Source organism: Streptomyces sp. NPDC031554 (assembly GCF_055580685.1).
This window is the reverse complement of record NZ_JBVIKX010000003.1, coordinates 277,035-295,352: the sequence shown is the minus strand read 5'-3', so window position 1 is coordinate 295,352 and position 18,318 is coordinate 277,035. Positions and strand designations below refer to the sequence as shown.

Sequence of the window (18,318 nt, the reverse complement as noted above, 5' to 3'; positions counted from 1 at the left end):
CGGCACGCCGGACACCGAGGCGGGTTCCCCGGAGACCAGGACGGGTTCCCCGGACACCGGGGCGGGTTCTTCGGGCCGGGCGGGGGGCCGCGCCCCCCCCCCCCCCCCGCGCCCCGCCCCCCCGCCCCCCCCCCCCCCCCCCCCCCCCCCCCCACGGCAGTGGCTCAGTGGTCGTCGGTGATGATGGTCGCGATGCCGTTGCCGATCCCGGCCTTCGCGGAGAAGCCCTTCCTGGCGGCCGCCTCCAGCTCGGCCTCGGCGCACCCGGCGCCGCCTTCGCCGCCCGGCCCGGCGTGCACGGCGTCGCAGATGTCGTCGTACCCCGCGATCTTCGTGCCGTCGGCGACGAGGAACTGCTGCTCGACGCCCTTCATGCCGGAGACGGTGTACGTGCCCGGCGCCAGGTACGAGACGTTGCCGAACCAGGCCCCGTCGACGCCCTTGCCGTCGTCGATGCCGTCGACGACGGTCTCGCGGGAGTCGGAACCACCGTCGGAGCCGGACGAGGAGCCCTGTCGCGGGGCGCGGCGCTCGGTCACCAGGGTCGCGACGCCGTCCTTCATCTCCACGTCGGCGTTCACTGCGCCCTTCTCGAGGGCCGGCTCCAACTGGTCCACCGTGCACGGTGCGTCCACCTTGGAGCCCGCGTCGAGTACCACGCATCAAAGTCGGGTCGAGCGAGCAGGTCGCGAGCCGTGGTGGGTGCCGTGCTGTCTCTCCTGGGGGCGGCAGCGGCGATCACCTACATGATCTTTCTGGCCGGCCATCCCGATCTTCCCGTCCAGGAGTAGCGGTCCGGCCGGTATGCCGCGCCTGCGCACCCGCACGCTTTCCCACTGCGGTGGTGGCCCACGCAGTCGCGTACAGGGCCGTTGACGTGTGACGTGTGACGTGTGCGCGGGCGGTCGGCGCCCCCTACCGAGTTCTACCGAGCCGGCTGCGGAACGCGCCTGGACGTCCTCGAACGCCGATGAAGGAGTTCGCCGCACTCACGGCATGAACGACCGTCCTGCAGGCCTGAGATGAGCCCCGGCCGTGGGGAACCGGGCACTCGGGGCCGCACGTCCCCCCGTACATGCTGATCGCTCTGGGGATACTCTTCGCCGTCGCGCCGGCCGTCGTCTGGACGACGATCGCCCGTACCCGCCCCGTCGGCTTCGCGATCGGCGGCGTGCTGCTCGTCGGAGCCGGTCTGCTGATCAGTGTCCAGCGGGACTGGATCGACGCTCCCGGACCCGACGCCCATCTCCTGTTCACGGTTCTCGCGCCCTTGCTCATCGCCTGCGGCGCGGGACTGGAAGGACGACACGAGGGCTCTCCTCCCCCGGAATGGATCTCCCTCCGCAACGGAGCGATCGGCTTCCTGGGGACGCAGTTCGCCCTCACCCTCGTGGTCGGCCTCCTGTACGCACTGATGATCAGCGAAGGCTCGGACGCCCCGCCGGCCGAGGCCCTCCCCTCGTTGCCGCCAGGCATCAGCATGTTCGACGAAGGCACCAGCTGCGGTTCCGGCGGCTGCTGGCGCGCCGCGACGGTCACCAGCAAGGACGGCCTGTCCCACCCGGAGATCATCCGCAAGCTGGGCCTCCAGCAGGAGAACTGCCGCCCCAGCGGCTGGCTGCTCGACTGGCGCGACGTGTGCGTCGGAGCCAGGGACAATGGTGAGAACATCACCGTCTACGCCAGCTGGAGATACTGAGAGGCCGTTTCCCAGTCGGCCACGGTGGTCCTGAACGATGATCTGTGACAAGCCGCGTGCCTCACTGATGACAGTCAGGCTGCTTCGGCCGGCCTCGACGACCTGGTCCGCGCCGAACGTGCGAAGCACCACAAGGGCGAGGACCACGACGGCCCCGCGCACCACGACGAGAAGCCCACACACAGCCAGCGGTGCCCTTGTGGTGCGGATGTGGTGCGCACCCCGCCCACCGGTCTGGACAACAAAGAACCCCCGGGTCGATGACCTGGGGGTTTCACGTGGAGCGGGTGACGAGAATCGAACTCGCGCTCTCAGCTCGGGAAGCTGCGATCAGGTGTGGCACGTCCAAGCGCAGAGCTGGGCGACCGTCCGGGACGAGGACTCATCCGTCTTGGCCGCGTTCACCGTGACTCCTCGCTGCTCCCCGCTCCATCTGGTGCGTTGGTGGTGCGGCGGCAACACGTCACGCCAGCTGCCAAGTCACTTCCGTAGTACCAGTGTCGCTACTCGTCGGCGAAGGCGAGGGTAGGTGGCCGATGCCTCACCCCGACTTGGCTGTCCGTGACTTGTCGGTGAGTAGGGGGCGCTGGCATTGCTTCCCGCAGCGTCGGGAAAGGTGCGGACGAAGGTGAGGAGCCTTGGCGCGCGGGGGCTTGATCCTGGGGGAGGGGAGGTGCCTTGTGCCCGGGCGTGTCGCATTATGGCATTTCCAATGCCATAATGAGTGCCATGGTTGATGACACCGGCTTCCCCCCTGGCGACGGCCCCAGCAGTGGTATCTCCGTCACGCTCAGCGCCGGCACTCTGCACGCGATCCGTGAGCGGGTCGGCAAGCGTGGGGTGTCCGCGTACCTGGAGAGGGCGGCACAGCGACAGATCGAGCGGGACAACCTCGACGAACTGATCGCCGACTTCGAGAAGGTCCACGGTCCTGCCGACCCGGAGGCGGTGGCGGCGAAGCGGGCCCGGCTCGTCGGGGATGCCTCCGGGACCGAGGCCGCCGCGTGAGCGGCGCTCTGATCCTGGACAGTGAAGGACTGGCGAAGGCCGTGCAGCGGGATCGGGAGGTGCACGAATGGCTGGTGGCCGCCCGGGAGGCTGATCTCCCGGTCGTGACGTCGGCCGCAGTGCTGGTCGAGGTGATCCATCCGAGGCTCGATGACGCCGCGCTGCGATGGATGCTTTCACGTGTGCGCGTCGAGCCGGTCACCCAGCCTCTGGCCCAGACCGCCGCCGCCCTGCTGCGTGGTGCCGGGGTGCACGGTCACAAGTACGCCATCGATGCCATGTTGTGCGCGACCGCCCTGCAGCATGCGGGCCGGGTGACGGTTCTTACGTCCGACGTCGAGGACATCGACTTGCTCACTGCCGAACATCCGCGAGTGGTGGCGGAGAAAGTCTGATCGCCGTGGGGTGCGAAGTGCGGTGGCGCGGTTCCGACATGCGTCACTCCAGTGCGGCATAGAACAACGGGGCCCGGGTCGATGACCTGGGCCTTCTTCGTGCAGCGGGTGACGAGAGCCGAACTCGCGCTCTCAGCTTGGGAAGCGACGGCGATTGGGTGACCGCATGGCTGCTGAACTGCACAGATTCTGTGCACCACTGCAGGTGTGAGTGCTTGGTGGCACCGCTGTTGACCGTGGTTCTCCGCTCTGAAGGGCACGCTATGGGCACGACGCCGTGAGGTGGACGAGTGCCGTGCCTGTGTCGCCTCCTCCGTGCTCGGGCTCGTCGACGCGAGGTCGACTGAGGGGGCGTCGCGACTGCACATGGATGTCGGCCCCCTGCCCTTGTCCGCAAGATCGCAAAATGCCGCTTCTTCCCCGCGGACTTTGATCTCCATGACGGGCAGCCGTGGTGCCCACGGCGGTGGGCGCGGCGCGATACCGCGACTCAAGATCGAGATTTGCCTCTGCAGGCAAAGACCTCGGCCCTCATGGCGAGGACCCTGCTGCCCGAGGTGAGGAGGCAGCCCGATGGGGTGGATCACCGTGGGATGGGGCGCCGCCGTGGGGCTGTTCGTGATGCGCGTGCGGCTCCGCCAGGTGCGAGAACTCCTGCTGGACGAGGGCACCGTCATTCGTGTGTGGCGTGAGCTTCTGAGCGTGGTGAGATACGGGGCCTCCCACCAGGAGTGGTGGTTCATGAGGGAGTCCTGTCAGCGAGGTCAGTGCCGGAACAGTCAGCTTGCCGTCGTTTAAGGAAAATCTTAATCTGCTCATACTGGTGTCGAAGGGGAGTCGTCTTGAGCTGGGTGATCAAGGTCACCGATGAGTACGCGGAGTGGTTCCGGCAGCTGATCAAGGAGGATCTCGGTTCTGCCTCTCAGGTCGCCCAGGCCGTTACCGCACTGCGTGACTCTGGCCCCACTCTGGGCCGTCCTCTTGTGGACCGGCTGAAGGGATCGGACCTGCATCACCTCAAGGAGCTGAGGCCGGGATCGGGTGGCCGGTCCGAGATCCGGATCATCTTCGCCTTTGATCCGACTCGTTCGGCCCTGCTGCTCCTCGGCGGCGACAAGGCGGGAAACTGGGATCGTTGGTACCGCGACAACATTCCTCTGGCTGAACAGCTTTATCGCGACTACACCGGTGACACGGAGGACTGAGGAGTGAGCATGCCCAAGAAGACCCCACAGGACTGGGAGACCCTGGAGCAGGAGCTGTACTCGGCCGGCGTGGATCCCGCTGAGGTGGAAGATGGTTCGCGTCGTCTGCTGGCGGAGGCCCGTGGTCATCAACTCGCCGAGGCGCGCAATCAGTGCAGGCTGACCCAGAGGGACGTGGCTGGCCGTATGGGTGTGAGCATCGCTCGTGTATCCCAGATCGAGCACGGTGAGGCCGCCACTCTCGATGTCATCGCACGTTACGTCGAGGCGCTCGGCGGCAGGCTGGACCTGGTTGCCGACTTCGGTGATCACACGCTGCGGATGCCGGCAAGTGGCGATCAAGGCAGCGCGGCGGCGTAGCCGGCCCGAAGGCTTTGCGTGCAATGCAACCGTCTCGTTCTGGACGAGCTCGGCGCCCGCGGCGAGCTGGACTGGTCCCGTTGCGCGATCGACTCGGTGAACATGCGGGCCATGAAAAGGGGATCTGACGGGTCCGAATCCTGTCGACCGGGGCAAGTACGGCTCGAAGATCCACCTGATCACCGAACGGACCGGTCTGCCCCTGTCCGCCGGAATCTCGGGGGCGAACCTGCACGACAGTCAGGCGCTGATCCCGCTCGTGAAGGGCATACCGCCGATCCGCTCCCGACGCGGACTCCGGCGACGCAGGCCGGGAAAGCTCCACGCCGACAAGGGATACGACTGCAACCACCTGCGGCGATGGTTACGCGGGCGCGGCATCAGGCACCGCATAGCCCGCAAGGGCGTCAAGTCCTCCACGCGGCTGGGCCGCCACCGCTGGACCGTAGAGCGCACGATGTCCTGGCTCGCCGGATGCCGCCGCCTGCACCGCCGCTGCGAGCGCAAAGCCGAGCACTTTCTGGCCTTCACCAGCATCGCCTGCACCCTCATCTGCCACCGCAGACTCACCTGCTGAAGTGCCGCTGTAGTAGCTCAATCGCCAAGTCATGCCCGTAGTGCTCGGCCAAGTCCATGGGGGTTTGCCCATCGGGATCCGCGAGCTGTGGATCTGCGCCGAAGGCCAGCAGCACCGCCGTGGTGTGCACGGTCAACGGATGCCCGGTTTGCAAGGCTCCGTCCCCCTCCATATCGATCGCGTGCGTCAACAGCGTCATGTTTCCGAAGACCTCGTCCGGGTCCGCTCCCTTGGCCAGCAGCCGAGCCAAGATCTCCACATCATCGTGCTCCACCGCGTGATGGGCCGGCGTCCAATAGTCACTCACGACGTCATTCAACCGCCCAATAACCGACTCTCACCAGCGAATTCATGTTCCTTCGATCGCCAAATGAGATGACCTCTTACTGCGGTCACGGTGGTTGCTGTATCGCGCTGCTGTATCGCAGCCGTCCTCCGACGCTGCGGGCGGCCCGAGTCCCGTAGCATGATCCGGTTCAAACTGAGGGGGGTTCTCGTGCGAACGATACCGACCGCCGTGATGGCGGTCTTGGCCTGCCTGGTCATGGGGGGCGCCGTAACTGGCTGTGCAGACGGCAGCGGGGCGGAGCCGCTCTCCGCCGATCAGATGCTTGACGACGCGAATGCCAGGATGCGAGCTCTGACGTCAGTGACCATCGACACGGTCACCAAAGTGACCAGGGGTGATGATCGCTCCAGCCGTCTGACAACCGACCTCAAGGGCAAGTGCGCGTTCAAGTCGACCTCAGCCACAGGTGCCAGCCTCGAACAAATCCGGATCGACGGGACGGACTACGTCCGCCCGAATCGGACGTACCTCGAGGAGTCGGGCTGGCACATGGTCGGCGCGGAGAAGCAGGATCGTTGGGGTAAAACCTCTGCCAGCAAGTCACAGCCGGGAGACGGGCTCTCCCAGTGCACGTATGAGTTCGCCTCTTTCGGTCAGGCGGACAAGGGCGAACCGACCAAGGTCGACGGCGCCCCAGCGATTCCGTTGAAGGTAGCCGACGAGAAGGACGGCTCCTTCACCTTCTACGTTGCTACCGAGGGCAAGCCATACATCCTCAAGGTCGTCTACAAGGACGACGAATTCCAGACCACCACGTCGTTCAGTGCCTTCGATGAGCCATTGGACGTCCAGCCCCCTGACAAGACCAAGGTGCTGGACATGAGCGGCATCGGCTGACGACAAGTTCCCCGTAGAAGCAACGGTCGACCCCACAGGGACGCGCACGGATGTACGTGAGGTCGGTGGAGCGGCTTTGGTGTGGCGCTGCTTCGGCGCGAGTGATCATGGCCCCATAAGTTTCCGGCGCGTCGGGCAGTCTGTGGACCTGCCCGGTAAAGCACGACGTTGGGGCCATGTTCTTCGAGGCTCGCGCCAAAGTGGCTCCGTAAAGCCGTGGAGCCGCCCCCCCCAGCCACGGCGTAACTCTTCTCTGGCACCAGGTGGCTGATTGCTCTGTGCGCGTGGCACGGGCGCCGGCCGGGCTGGAGCGGGGCGGAGACAGGGGCGCAGGCCCGGCCGGGGGTCGGGCCAGGTGCGGGGAGCGGAGCGAGCCGCCTCGACGCCACCGTGCGGAAGGCGCGGGCTGCCGCGGCCGGGAGAGCGCCGGGCAAGCCTTCTGGCACGAATCTGGCACGCGACAACTGAAGATCAGGCACAGCAAAAAGGCCCGGGTCGATGACCTGGGCCTTCTTCGTGGAGCGGGTGACGAGAATCGAACTCGCGCTCTCAGCTTGGGAAGCTGATGTTCTACCATTAAACTACACCCGCGTAAGACGCCGGCCGGGCCGGTGTCTGATCGCGCGGTAACTCTACCCCATCCCCGGCCCCCGGCGCTGAAGCCCTGGGGGCCGAGTGCGTTTCGAGGGGCGGGACACGGGTGCTCGGAAAGGGAGTTGGGGCGTACGGTGGTGGGGTAGGAGAGGGTCCGGGCGTGGACGGAGTGCCGCCTGGAGGATCGTTTCCTTCCTCCCGTAATGTGGCTTTCGTCGTCCGGCGAGCAGCAGCCGGACGCGGCTCTTGGGGAAGGGACTCGACGACTTTGATGGCTCACACCGTCGTCCGTTGTGCCGATGGGCACGTGTTCAGCACCGCTTCGTTCCCGATGCAGCAGGCCGAGCGGCTCGGTCCCGGACGGCTCGTCCGGTGTCCTCGGTGCGCCCGGCTCCGCAGCGTGGTGCCGGTGACCTTCGAGAAGCGGTAGCGGCGAGCTGCGGGAGCAGCGAGCGGCACCAGCGGCAGCAGCCTGGCGCGCGGAATCGTCCTGATGACGGCCGGTCCGCGCGCCTTGCGTATCCTCGGGACGTGCTTCTCTCTGACAAGGACATCCGGGCCGAGATCGACGCCGGACGGGTACGGATCGATCCCTACGACGAATCCATGGTGCAGCCGTCCAGTGTCGACGTGCGCCTCGACCGCTACTTCCGGGTGTTCGAGAACCACCGGTACCCGCACATCGACCCCTCGGTCGAGCAGGCGGACCTCACGCGGCTGGTGGAGCCGGAGGGCGACGAGCCGTTCATCCTGCATCCCGGGGAGTTCGTCCTGGCCTCCACCTACGAGGTCGTCACGCTCCCCGACGACCTCGCCTCCCGGCTCGAGGGCAAGAGCTCGCTCGGCCGGCTCGGGCTCGTCACGCATTCGACCGCCGGTTTCATCGACCCCGGCTTCTCCGGGCACGTCACCCTGGAGCTGTCCAACCTCGCCACCCTGCCCATCAAGCTGTGGCCGGGCATGAAGATCGGGCAGCTGTGCATGTTCCGGCTCAGCTCGCCCGCAGAGCACCCCTACGGCAGCGAGCGGTACGGCTCCCGCTACCAGGGGCAGCGCGGACCGACCGCCTCCCGTTCCTTCCTCAACTTCCACCGCACCCAGGTGTGAGCGGCGTATGAGCGACGCGCGGGAGGACCTCGGCTACGAGCGGTTCGGCGTCGCCGTCCGCGAGCTCGCCCAGACCATCGTCGACGACGGCTACGCGCCCGACATCGTGCTCAGCATCGCCCGCGGCGGGGTGTTCGTCGCCGGCGGGCTCGCGTACGCCCTCGGCTGCAAGAACATCCACCTGGTGAACGTCGAGTTCTACACCGGAGTGGGCACCACCCTCGACATGCCCGTCATGCTCGCGCCCGTGCCCGACGTGATCGACTTCTCCGACAAGAAGGTCCTGATCACCGACGACGTCGCCGACACCGGCAAGACGCTCAAGCTGGTGCGGGACTTCTGCCTCGACGCCGTCGCCGAGGTCCGCAGCGCCGTGATCTACGAGAAGTCCCACTCCCTCGTGAAGTGCGAATACGTCTGGAAGCGCACCGACGACTGGATCAACTTCCCGTGGAGCGTCCTGCCCGTCGTCCGCAGGTCGGGGGAGCCGGTCACTCCGTCCGAAGAAGCCCTCTGACCCGAGCCGGAGAAGACGAATGGCCGGGATCGCCACGGTGGTCCCGGCCATTCGCCTTCTCCGGTTCTCGCCTCTCGTTCTCGGCCTTCCCTGGATTTTCTCCGCATCTCCGGCCTTTTCCTCCATCGAGCCCGGTGAGGGCCGGTGCCGACGGCCGGCCGGGCGGCGGTGGCCCGGGGGATCCGGTTCGCCCGGGAGTGGGGCCGCTCACGAAACGGGCCTTCCGTGTAATCCGTCCGTACCGCGCCGCTAACATGTTCGAACTCGCGATGAACGCCCTGTCGCCCTTCCTTCACCGGAAGGCCATGCCGTCCGACGTGTCGATCACCTTGGTCAGTCGAAAACTACTAAATCGGTCAAACAATTGATACCTATAGCATCGCGGGTGTTTTCGCGAAGAGAAGGCATAACCGGGAACTCCGTGTGGCGCCGGCCCCGGGTGATCCTGTGGACCGCGGGAATGGCCGTGGCCCTCGGATTCCTCGTCGCGCTGGAGATCGTGGCGCGTCGTCTCGGCCTGCCGGGGCCGATGACCACGCAGGCACGGGAAGTGATCTTCCCGCCCAAGTCGGGTGGCCTGCTGTACGCCTCCATGGCGTTGATGATGGTGGTGCTCACCTGGCGGCAGCGGGCGATCGCCCTCGGCGCCGCGATCGGCGTCGACGTCGCCTTCCTGGCGGTGCGGTGGGTGTTCGGCATCGAGGTGACCGAAGGCCACCCCTTCGGCAACGGCGCCCTGTGGGTGACCCTCGGCTGCGCGGTCTTCGCCGTCACGCGCCGCACCGGCCGGGAACGCGTCCTGCTGCTGAAGGGGGTCGCGCTGGCCCTGCTGCTGATGGCGGGCCGCAAGACCGGTGACACCTGGCTGCTCATCACCTCGGAGACCCGGCCCCTCGTGCTCGACCAGTACGTGGCGACCGCCGACCACGCGCTGGGCGACCCCTCGTGGCTGGTCGGCCGGATCGTGACGGCCAGTGGCCCGATCGGTTTCAACTTCCTCGACTTCGTCTACGGCCAGCTCGCGGTCGCCGCGGTCGTCGCCGCGCTGTACCAGCTGCGCAACGTGGCGGCCGAACGCCGCTTCCCGCGCCACCACCTGGTGCGCACCTTCCTGGTGATCGGCCTCATCGGTCCGGCCTTCTACATGGTCTACCCGGTGGTCGGACCGATCTTCGCCTACGGCACGGGCGCCGAACACTGGGCGGACGTCAGCCTGTGGGCGCCGGACATGCCGCCCAGCGAACCGTGGGCCGTGGGCGACCTGTGGCCGCAGACACCGCCGCCGCTCCAGGCCCCGGCCCTCATGTCCTTCGACGGGATCACTCCGCGCAACTGCATGCCCAGCCTGCACACGGCGTGGGCCACCGCGATCTTCATCCACTCCCGCAAGGGCCCGCGCGTCCTGCGGTACGCGGGCACGTTCTGGCTGATCGCCACCCTCTGCGCGACGCTGGGATTCGGCTACCACTACGGCGCCGACCTCATCGCCGGAGTGGTGTTCACGCTCACCATCGAGGCGGCCCTGCGCGCGTTCGACCACGGCTGGGACCGGTCGGGGCTGCGGCTGGCCGCGTACGGCGCGGCGGTCTTCGCCGCGCTGCTGCTGTCGTACCGCTACCTGCCGTCGCAGATGGCCGCGCACCCGTGGGTGTTCGGACCGCTTCTCCTGCTGGCGATGGGCTCGGTGATCTACGGCTACGTACGGACGACCGCGCGGTGGGAGCCGAAGGCCGTGCCGGCGCCGGAACCCGAACCGCAGCCCGAGCCGGCTGTCTGACGCCCGCCGCCCCCGGCCGGCACCGTTCCCGGACGCCTGCCGTTCCCGGACGGCACCGGCCCCGGACGCTCGCCGTCCCTGGGCGCCCGCCGCCCTCGGCCGGCGTCGGCCCCGGACGCCCGCCGTCCCTGGACGGCGGGCGTCAGACGGCCCCGGCCGGCGTCGGCCCCCGCGAGACGCCGTCCCCTCCGGACCTCCAAAACCGGAAAGGCCCCCGGATGTCCGGGGGCCTTCTCCGTGTCGTTGCCGGGCGGGGTCAGAAGGTGCCCAGCTTCACGATCGACAGGATGGCGACCAGCTGGATCGCCGAGGCGCCCAGGGCCTTCGGCCAGGGCAGGTCGTGGGAGCGGCTCACCATGACGGTGAGGAGGGCGCCGGCGGCCACCCAGGTGGCCCAGCCCAGCAGCTGCACGAACGACGCGTCGCCGCCCAGGAACATGGCGAAGACCAGGCGCGGCGCGTCCGTGAGGGCCATGATCAGCATGGAGAGGCCCACCGTGGGCTGCCAGGCGCCGTCGCCGCCGAGCTGGCGGGCCAGGGTGTGGGTGACGACGCCCAGGATGAAGGTGCTGATCACCATCGCCACGGCCGTCGTCAGGACGATCGGGATCGCGTTGGACAGCGTCGCGTTGATCGTGTCCTCGCGGGTGTCGTCGAAGCCGAACACCGCGAGCAGGCCGTAGAGGAAGGTGACGACGAGGGCGGGGCCCCACAGCGTGTAGTCCCGCATCCGCAGGAAGGTCTGGTCGGGGGAGAGGACGACGCCCCGCAGGAGCTGCTTCCAGTGCAGGCGCGGGCCGGTCGGGCCGGCCGGGGCCGCGGCGCCCGCGTGGTACGTCTCGCCCTGGTTGTACTGCTGGTGGTCGTCGATCGAGAACGCCTGGGTGTGACCCGGGTTGTTCGCGGCGTACGGGTCGTGCGGGGGCGCACCGTAGTGGTCGCCGCCGCCGAAGTACTCCGGCTCGCCGCCGCCCTGGCCGCCGCCGTCGGACGGGGGCCACTGCTGGCCTCCGCCCCCGCCGCCGTACTGCGGCCGCTGCTGCGGCGGGTACGGCTGCTGCTGCGGCGAGTAGCCGTGCGGCGACGGCCCCGGGGGCGTCTGCCGCCCGCGGGGAGGGTCATGGGGTCGCGCTTGCGGGGCGCGGCCGTCCCGGCCGCCTCGTCCGATCCTGAATCCAGCCACGTCATCGAACGTACCTGGTCCCGGAGAGTGACGTGCGGGGCCCGGCCCTCCGGGGGCGGCATTGCGGCCGACCTGTGACATCCCCTAAGGGGTCACCCGTGCGACCGTCCGGGTGACCCGCGGGGCGGGTCCCGGCGCCGGGGCCGGGACCCGCCGAACGGCCGTGGTACCGGCGGCCGACGACCCGCGTCGCGGCCGTCGCGGCCGTCGCGGCCGGTCGCCGGGGTCCCCGCACGGCCGCCGGTACGACGACGCCCCCGTCCGCGGGGGACGGGGGCGTCGCGGCGTACCGGTGCCGGCGGTCACTTCACCGGCTGGGGCTCCGGCTCGTTCTCCGACTCGGCCGAGCCCGCGGGGGGTTCGTCGTCGACCGGGGTCTTGACGGAGTCGAGGAGGAGCTGGGCGACGTCCACGACCTGGACGGACTCCTTGGCCTTGCCCTCGTTCTTCTTGCCGTTCACGGAGTCCGTGAGCATGACCAGGCAGAACGGGCAGGCGGTGGAGACGATGTCGGGGTTCAGGGACAGGGCCTCGTCGACACGCTCGTTGTTGATGCGCTTGCCGATCCGCTCCTCCATCCACATCCGCGCGCCGCCGGCGCCGCAGCAGAAGCCGCGTTCCTTGTGGCGGTGCATCTCCTGCTGGCGCAGTCCGGGCACCGCGGTCATGATCTCCCGCGGCGGCGAGTAGATCTTGTTGTGGCGGCCCAGGTAGCACGGGTCGTGGTAGGTGATGAGGCCGTCGACCGGGGTCACCGGGATCAGCTTGCCCTCGTCGACGAGGTGCTGGAGCAGCTGGGTGTGGTGGATGACCTCGTAGTCGCCGCCGAGCTGCGGGTACTCGTTGCCGAGGGTGTTGAGGCAGTGCGGGCAGGTGGCGACGATCTTCTTCGCCGACGTCGGCTTGCGCGACGCCTCGACGACCTTGCCCTCGTCGTCCGTCTCCTCGCCGAACGCCATGTTCAGTGCCATGACGTTCTCCATGCCGAGCTCCTGGAACAGGGGCTCGTTGCCGAGGCGGCGGGCGGAGTCACCGGTGCACTTCTCGTCGCCGCCCATGATCGCGAACTTGACGCCCGCGATGTGGAGGAGTTCGGCGAAGGCCTTGGTGGTCTTCTTGGTGCGGTCCTCGAGGGCGCCCGCGCAGCCGACCCAGTACAAGTACTCGACCTCGGAGAGGTCCTCGATGTCCTTGCCGACGACCGGCACCTCGAAGTCGACTTCCTTCGTCCACTCCAGGCGCTGCTTCTTGGCCAGGCCCCAGGGGTTGCCCTTCTTCTCCAGGTTCTTGAGCATCGTGCCCGCCTCGGACGGGAACGAGGACTCGATCATGACCTGGTAGCGGCGCATGTCGACGATGTGGTCGACGTGCTCGATGTCGACCGGGCACTGCTCGACGCAGGCGCCGCAGGTGGTGCAGGACCACAGGACGTCCGGGTCGATGACGCCGTTCTCCTCGGCGGTGCCGATGAGGGGGCGCTCGGCCTCGGCCAGCGCGGCGGCGGGGACGTCCCGGAGCTGCTCCTCGGACGCCTTCTCCTCGCCCTCCATGGACTTGCCGCCACCCGCGAGCAGGTAGGGCGCCTTGGCGTGCGCGTGGTCCCGCAGCGACATGATCAGGAGCTTCGGGGAGAGCGGCTTGCCGGTGTTCCAGGCGGGGCACTGCGACTGGCAGCGCCCGCACTCGGTGCAGGTGGAGAAGTCCAGCAGGCCCTTCCAGGAGAACTGCTCGACCTGGGAGACGCCGAAGACGTCGTCGTCGCCGGGGTCGGCGAAGTCGATCGGCTTGCCGCCGGAGGTCATCGGCTGGAGGGCGCCCAGGGCCGTGCCGCCGGTCGCCTCGCGCTTGAACCAGATGTTCGGGAAGGCGAGGAAGCGGTGCCAGGCGACACCCATGTTGGTGTTGAGCGAGACGACGATCATCCAGACGAAGGACGTCCCGATCTTGATCATCGCCGCGAGGTAGACGAGGTTCTGCAGGGTGCCGACCGAGAGGCCCTTGAACGCGAGGACCAGGGGGTACGACGCGAAGTAGCCGGCCTCGTAGTGCTCGACGTGGTGGAGCGCGCCCTCGAGGCCGCGCAGCACGTAGATGGCGAGGCCGATGGTGAGGATGACGTACTCCACGAAGTACGCCTGACCGGACTTGGAGCCCGCGAAGCGGGACTTGCGGCCGGGGCGCGAGGGCAGGCTCAGCAGGCGGATCACGATGAGCACGGCGATGCCCAGGATCGTCATCACGCCGATGAACTCGATGTACATCTCGAACGGCAGGAACGTGCCGATCAGGGGCAGCGTCCAGTCGGCCTGGAAGAGCTGGCCGAAGGCCTGCGCCAGGGTGGGCGGCAGCGTCAGGAAGCCGACGGCCACGAACCAGTGGGCGACGCCGACGATGCCCCAGCGGTTCATGCGCGTGTGGCCGAGGAACTCGCGTACGAGTGTCACGCTGCGCTGGTAGGGGTTGTCGGTCCGGGTGCCGGCCGGGACCGGCTGGCCCAGCTTGAAGTACCGGACGAACTGGCCGATGGCGCGGGCGAGCAGGGCGACGCCGACCACGGTCAGGGCCAGCGACACGATGATCGCGGCGAGTTGCATGGGGGCTCCTCGGGCCTGCGAGGTTTGCGGGGTCTCGTCGGCGGCGCCGACATTACTAAGCGGTAACTTATGCAGTCCGTCTGAGACTACCCCTATCTTCCGCCGCACTGTAGCCGGGCACGGGGTGATCTGGATCGCTGAGGGTCACCTCAGGTCAGGGGCGGGAGCGGCGCGGCGGCCTGCCCGGAAGGGGCCCGGCGGGAGGGCTGGAGGGGACCCGGCGGGAGCGCCGGAGGGGGTTCGAGGGGCGGTGCGGGAAACGGTTCGGGGCCGGCTCGGAGGGCGGGGGAAATCCGACCGTGTTATTCGTACCAAATAGATACATTTATGACTAATTTATAGCCGTGCTCTACGGGATCGCCGCCGCCGCCACCGCCCTGCTGCTCACCGCCGTCCTCGCCGCGCTGCTGCGCGTGCCCGCCCTGCGGCTCGGACTGCTCGACCGGCGGCAGCGCCAGCGACGCGTGCCGCTGTCCGGGGGAGTGGCCGTCGTGCTCGCCACCTGCGCGGTCGCCGTCACCGGCGACCGCACCGGCCTCGCGCCGCTCGACGGGGGGACCCGCGCGCTCCTCGCCGGCGGGGCGGGCGTCGCCGCCCTCGGGCTGGTGGCGGACGTCTGGGGGCTCAAGACCCGGTTCCTCCTCGTCGGTACGGCCGTGGCGGCGGCGTTCGTCGTCCCGTACGCCGACACCGGTGTGCCCGCCGGGGTCGCCGCCGTCGGCTGGATCGTCTGCGCCGCCCTCGCCTTCCGGGCGCTCGACCACGCCGACGGGGCGGCCGGCACCGTCGGGGTCGTCACCGCCTTCGGAGCGGCCGCCTGCGCCGCGGCCGAGCTGATGGACGGGCCGGTGATGCTGCTGAGCGTGCTCGCCGCCGCGCTGACCGGCTTCCTCCTGCACAACTGGCCCCCCGCGCGCGTGGCGCTCGGCGGCTGCGGCGCCCTGTTCACCGGCTTCCTGCTCGCCTCGGCGGCCGTCACCGCGCGCGCGGGGCAGGACGCGGCCACCGGGGCGGGCGTGCTGTTCGCGCTCGCCGCGGTCCCCCTGGCCGACGTCGCCCTCGTGGTGCTGGCCCGGCGCGCGGCCGGGCGCCCGCTGCTGCGCCGCGGTCCCGACCACCTCGCCCACCGGCTGCGCCGGCTCGGCCTCACCCCGGCGGGGGTGACGGTGGCCGTCGGCGCGGCCGCCCTCCCGGGGGTGCTCGTGGGGACGCTGGTGCACGCCGGGACGCTGGGCGCGTCGGCCGCGCTCTGGGTGGCGGGCGGCGCCCTGGCCGCCGTCCTGGTGCTGTGGCGTGTGCGCGGACGTGTGCCGGGGCAGGCGCGTACCGGCCCGCGGACGCGTGCGGACCGGTACACCCGCGCGCGTCAGGGGCAGGGCCTGTCCCCGCAGCACCGTCACCGCTCCCGGCGTCCCCCCGCGTCCCTGGTCCAGCCCCCTCGGGAGTCGGTCGAATCACCCTTGCGGGCACCTCGCCGCATCACGTCATCGCAGGTCAACGGCCCCTTGCGTGTAAGGAACGGATAAGAGTTGAGTCCCGCTGACTCATGTCTGTTGACCGGGCGGTGAGTGTCGTGCACACTTGAGCCTGTTCCACTCAAGTCAGCTGGAGGAAGATCACCATGGCACGTGCGGTCGGCATCGACCTGGGCACAACCAACTCCGTCGTCAGCGTTCTGGAGGGCGGCGAACCCACCGTCATCACCAACGCCGAGGGTGCCAGGACCACGCCGTCCGTCGTCGCCTTCGCCAAGAACGGTGAAGTGCTCGTCGGCGAGGTGGCGAAGCGCCAGGCGGTCACGAACGTGGACCGGACCATCCGCTCCGTGAAGCGTCACATGGGCACGGACTGGACGATCGAGCTCGACGGGAAGAACTTCAACCCGCAGCAGATGAGCGCGTTCATCCTGCAGAAGCTGAAGCGGGACGCCGAGGCCTACCTGGGCGAGAAGGTGGCCGACGCGGTCATCACCGTCCCGGCCTACTTCAACGACTCCGAGCGCCAGGCGACGAAGGAGGCCGGTGAGATCGCCGGTCTCAACGTCCTGCGCATCGTCAACGAGCCCACCGCGGCCGCGCTCGCGTACGGCCTCGACAAGGACGACCAGACGATCCTCGTCTTCGACCTCGGTGGCGGCACCTTCGACGTGTCCCTCCTGGAGATCGGTGACGGCGTCGTCGAGGTGAAGGCCACCAACGGCGACAACCACCTCGGTGGTGACGACTGGGACCAGCGCGTCGTCGACTACCTGGTGCAGCAGTTCAAGTCCGGTCACGGCGTGGACCTCGCCAAGGACAAGATGGCCCTGCAGCGCCTCCGCGAAGCCGCCGAGAAGGCCAAGATCGAGCTGTCCTCGTCCACCGAGACCTCGATCAACCTGCCGTACATCACGGCGTCCGCCGAGGGCCCGCTGCACCTGGACGAGAAGCTCACGCGCGCCCAGTTCCAGCAGCTGACCGCCGACCTCCTGGAGCGCTGCAAGACGCCGTTCCACAACGTCATCAAGGACGCCGGCATCGCCCTGTCCGAGATCGACCACGTCGTTCTCGTCGGTGGCTCCACGCGCATGCCCGCCGTCGCCGAGCTCGTCAAGGAGCTGACCGGCGGCAAGGACGCCAACAAGGGCGTGAACCCGGACGAGGTCGTCGCCATCGGCGCCTCGCTCCAGGCCGGTGTCCTCAAGGGCGAGGTCAAGGACGTCCTGCTCCTCGACGTCACCCCGCTGTCCCTCGGCATCGAGACCAAGGGCGGCATCATGACGAAGCTCATCGAGCGGAACACGACGATCCCGACCAAGCGGTCCGAGATCTTCACCACCGCCGAGGACAACCAGCCCTCCGTGCAGATCCAGGTCTACCAGGGCGAGCGCGAGATCGCGGCGTACAACAAGAAGCTCGGGATGTTCGAGCTGACCGGTCTGCCGCCGGCCCCGCGCGGCGTCCCGCAGATCGAGGTCTCCTTCGACATCGACGCCAACGGCATCATGCACGTGACGGCGAAGGACCTCGGCACCGGCAAGGAGCAGAAGATGACCGTCACCGGCGGCTCCTCGCTGCCGAAGGACGAGGTCGACCGCATGCGCCAGGAGGCCGAGCAGTACGCGGACGAGGACCACCGCCGCCGTGAGGCCGCCGAGGCCCGCAACCAGGGCGAGCAGCTCGTCTACCAGACGGAGAAGTTCCTCAAGGACAACGAGGACAAGGTCCCGGGCGAGATCAAGACCGAGGTCGAGGGCGCGATCGGCGAGCTGAAGGAAGCCCTCAAGGGCGAGGACACCGCCGAGATCCGCACCGCCACCGAGAAGGTCGCGGCCGTCTCCCAGAAGCTGGGCCAGGCCATGTACGCCGACGCCCAGTCCGCTCAGGCCGCCGGCGGCGAGGCTCCGGGTGCCGGCGCCAAGGCCGCCGACGACGACGTGGTGGACGCCGAGATCGTCGACGACGAGCGCAAGGACGGTGCCGCGTGACGGAGGAGACCCCGGGTTTCGAGGAGAAGCCCGACGTCCCCTCCGGCGCCACCCCTGAAGACGCCGAGCCGCAGGCCGATTCCTCCGCCACGGCGGAGGAGCCGGCCCCGGCCGGGGACGCGAACCAGAACGTGGCCCTGGTGGCCCAGCTGGACCAGGCCCGCAAGGCGCTCGACGAGCGCACGGCGGACCTCCAGCGCCTCCAGGCCGAGTTCCAGAACTACCGCCGCCGGGTCGAGCGGGACCGGATCGCGGTCAAGGAGATCGCCGTCGCGAACCTCCTGACCGAACTCCTGCCCGTGCTCGACGACATCGGCCGCGCGCGGGAACACGGCGAACTCGTCGGCGGGTTCAAGTCCGTCGCCGAGTCGCTGGAGACCGTGGCGGCGAAGATGGGCCTGCAGCAGTTCGGCAAGGAGGGCGAGCCCTTCGACCCGACGATCCACGAAGCCCTGATGCACAGTTACGCCCCGGACGTCACCGAGACGACGTGCGTGGCGATTCTCCAGCCCGGGTACCGGTTCGGCGAACGCACCATCCGCCCCGCGCGGGTGGCGGTCGCCGAGCCCCAGCCCGGCGCACAGGCCGTCAAGGGCGACGAGGCGGAGGCCGGCGACGACAAGGAGAGCGGTGGCCCGGACGAGGGCTGA

16 protein-coding genes, 1 tRNA gene and 1 pseudogene are annotated in these 18,318 nt (G+C 69.0%); 13 read left to right on the top strand and 5 right to left on the bottom strand.

The window, feature by feature from the left end:
* Positions 1-164 precede the first annotated feature (164 nt).
* Positions 165-659 (bottom strand): hypothetical protein, encoded by a 495-nt coding sequence (locus tag ACZ5FU_RS10000; RefSeq protein WP_469045183.1) that lies wholly within the window; start codon positions 657-659, stop codon positions 165-167.
* A 416-nt stretch (positions 660-1,075) separates the two neighbouring features.
* Here ACZ5FU_RS10000 and ACZ5FU_RS09995 point away from each other — a divergent pair, with 416 nt between their 5' ends.
* From ACZ5FU_RS09995 to ACZ5FU_RS09970, 6 genes and pseudogenes are all read left to right on the top strand, one after another.
* Positions 1,076-1,699, top strand: a complete 624-nt coding sequence (locus ACZ5FU_RS09995; RefSeq protein ID WP_469045182.1) for a hypothetical protein — start codon at positions 1,076-1,078, stop codon at positions 1,697-1,699.
* Positions 1,700-2,428: 729 nt separating this feature from the next.
* Positions 2,429-2,707: a hypothetical protein gene (locus tag ACZ5FU_RS09990; protein WP_382783625.1), complete on the top strand. Its 279-nt coding sequence runs from the start codon at positions 2,429-2,431 to the stop codon at positions 2,705-2,707.
* On the top strand, positions 2,704-3,102 hold the full coding sequence (locus tag ACZ5FU_RS09985; RefSeq protein ID WP_451527791.1) for a PIN domain-containing protein: 399 nt from the start codon (positions 2,704-2,706) through the stop codon (positions 3,100-3,102). The genes ACZ5FU_RS09990 and ACZ5FU_RS09985 overlap by 4 nt, the downstream gene beginning before the upstream one ends.
* Before the next feature lie 851 nt (positions 3,103-3,953).
* Entirely contained in the window at positions 3,954-4,307 is a 354-nt protein-coding gene (locus ACZ5FU_RS09980) for a type II toxin-antitoxin system RelE/ParE family toxin (RefSeq protein ID WP_451527858.1), read from the top strand.
* A gap of 9 nt (positions 4,308-4,316) precedes the next feature.
* Positions 4,317-4,667, top strand: coding sequence for a helix-turn-helix domain-containing protein (locus tag ACZ5FU_RS09975; protein WP_451527790.1), 351 nt, complete (start codon positions 4,317-4,319; stop codon positions 4,665-4,667).
* 27 nt (positions 4,668-4,694) lie between these two features.
* Positions 4,695-5,244, top strand: a pseudogene (locus ACZ5FU_RS09970) (IS5 family transposase); the annotation flags it as partial.
* On the opposite strand, the gene ACZ5FU_RS09965 reads toward ACZ5FU_RS09970, so the two are convergent.
* Complete coding sequence (locus ACZ5FU_RS09965) at positions 5,234-5,551, bottom strand: ankyrin repeat domain-containing protein (protein ID WP_451527789.1); 318 nt, start codon at positions 5,549-5,551, stop codon at positions 5,234-5,236. The pseudogene ACZ5FU_RS09970 and the gene ACZ5FU_RS09965 overlap by 11 nt on opposite strands.
* A gap of 189 nt (positions 5,552-5,740) precedes the next feature.
* Here ACZ5FU_RS09965 and ACZ5FU_RS09960 point away from each other — a divergent pair, with 189 nt between their 5' ends.
* Complete coding sequence (locus ACZ5FU_RS09960) at positions 5,741-6,430, top strand: hypothetical protein (protein WP_469045181.1); 690 nt, start codon at positions 5,741-5,743, stop codon at positions 6,428-6,430.
* A 517-nt stretch (positions 6,431-6,947) separates the two neighbouring features.
* Here ACZ5FU_RS09960 and ACZ5FU_RS09955 read toward each other — a convergent pair.
* Positions 6,948-7,021 (bottom strand) — tRNA-Gly (locus ACZ5FU_RS09955).
* Between the two features lie 534 nt (positions 7,022-7,555).
* Here ACZ5FU_RS09955 and dcd point away from each other — a divergent pair.
* The 3 genes from dcd to ACZ5FU_RS09940 all read left to right on the top strand — a co-directional run bounded on the left by dcd (position 7,556) and on the right by ACZ5FU_RS09940 (position 10,425).
* On the top strand, positions 7,556-8,131 hold the full coding sequence (gene dcd / locus ACZ5FU_RS09950; RefSeq protein WP_451527787.1) for a dCTP deaminase: 576 nt from the start codon (positions 7,556-7,558) through the stop codon (positions 8,129-8,131).
* 7 nt (positions 8,132-8,138) lie between these two features.
* A complete protein-coding gene (locus ACZ5FU_RS09945) occupies positions 8,139-8,648 on the top strand; it encodes a phosphoribosyltransferase (protein ID WP_451527786.1) in 510 nt (169 codons plus the stop codon).
* 460 nt (positions 8,649-9,108) lie between these two features.
* A complete protein-coding gene (locus tag ACZ5FU_RS09940) occupies positions 9,109-10,425 on the top strand; it encodes a phosphatase PAP2 family protein (RefSeq protein WP_451781744.1) in 1,317 nt (438 codons plus the stop codon).
* A 256-nt stretch (positions 10,426-10,681) separates the two neighbouring features.
* Here ACZ5FU_RS09940 and ACZ5FU_RS09935 read toward each other — a convergent pair whose 3' ends face one another.
* Entirely contained in the window at positions 10,682-11,689 is a 1,008-nt protein-coding gene (locus ACZ5FU_RS09935) for a Yip1 family protein (RefSeq protein WP_468642419.1), read from the bottom strand.
* 221 nt (positions 11,690-11,910) lie between these two features.
* On the bottom strand, positions 11,911-14,202 hold the full coding sequence (locus tag ACZ5FU_RS09930; RefSeq protein ID WP_469045180.1) for a heterodisulfide reductase-related iron-sulfur binding cluster: 2,292 nt from the start codon (positions 14,200-14,202) through the stop codon (positions 11,911-11,913).
* Positions 14,203-14,546: 344 nt separating this feature from the next.
* On the opposite strand from ACZ5FU_RS09930, the gene ACZ5FU_RS09925 reads away from it, so the two are divergent.
* The 3 genes from ACZ5FU_RS09925 (at position 14,547) to grpE (ending at position 18,318) form a co-directional block, all read left to right on the top strand.
* Positions 14,547-15,728 (top strand): MraY family glycosyltransferase, encoded by a 1,182-nt coding sequence (locus ACZ5FU_RS09925; RefSeq protein WP_468642423.1) that lies wholly within the window; start codon positions 14,547-14,549, stop codon positions 15,726-15,728.
* A 95-nt stretch (positions 15,729-15,823) separates the two neighbouring features.
* Positions 15,824-17,668, top strand: a complete 1,845-nt coding sequence (gene dnaK / locus ACZ5FU_RS09920; protein ID WP_451527781.1) for a molecular chaperone DnaK — start codon at positions 15,824-15,826, stop codon at positions 17,666-17,668.
* On the top strand, positions 17,665-18,318 hold the full coding sequence (gene grpE, locus ACZ5FU_RS09915; RefSeq protein ID WP_451527780.1) for a nucleotide exchange factor GrpE: 654 nt from the start codon (positions 17,665-17,667) through the stop codon (positions 18,316-18,318). The genes dnaK and grpE overlap by 4 nt, the downstream gene beginning before the upstream one ends.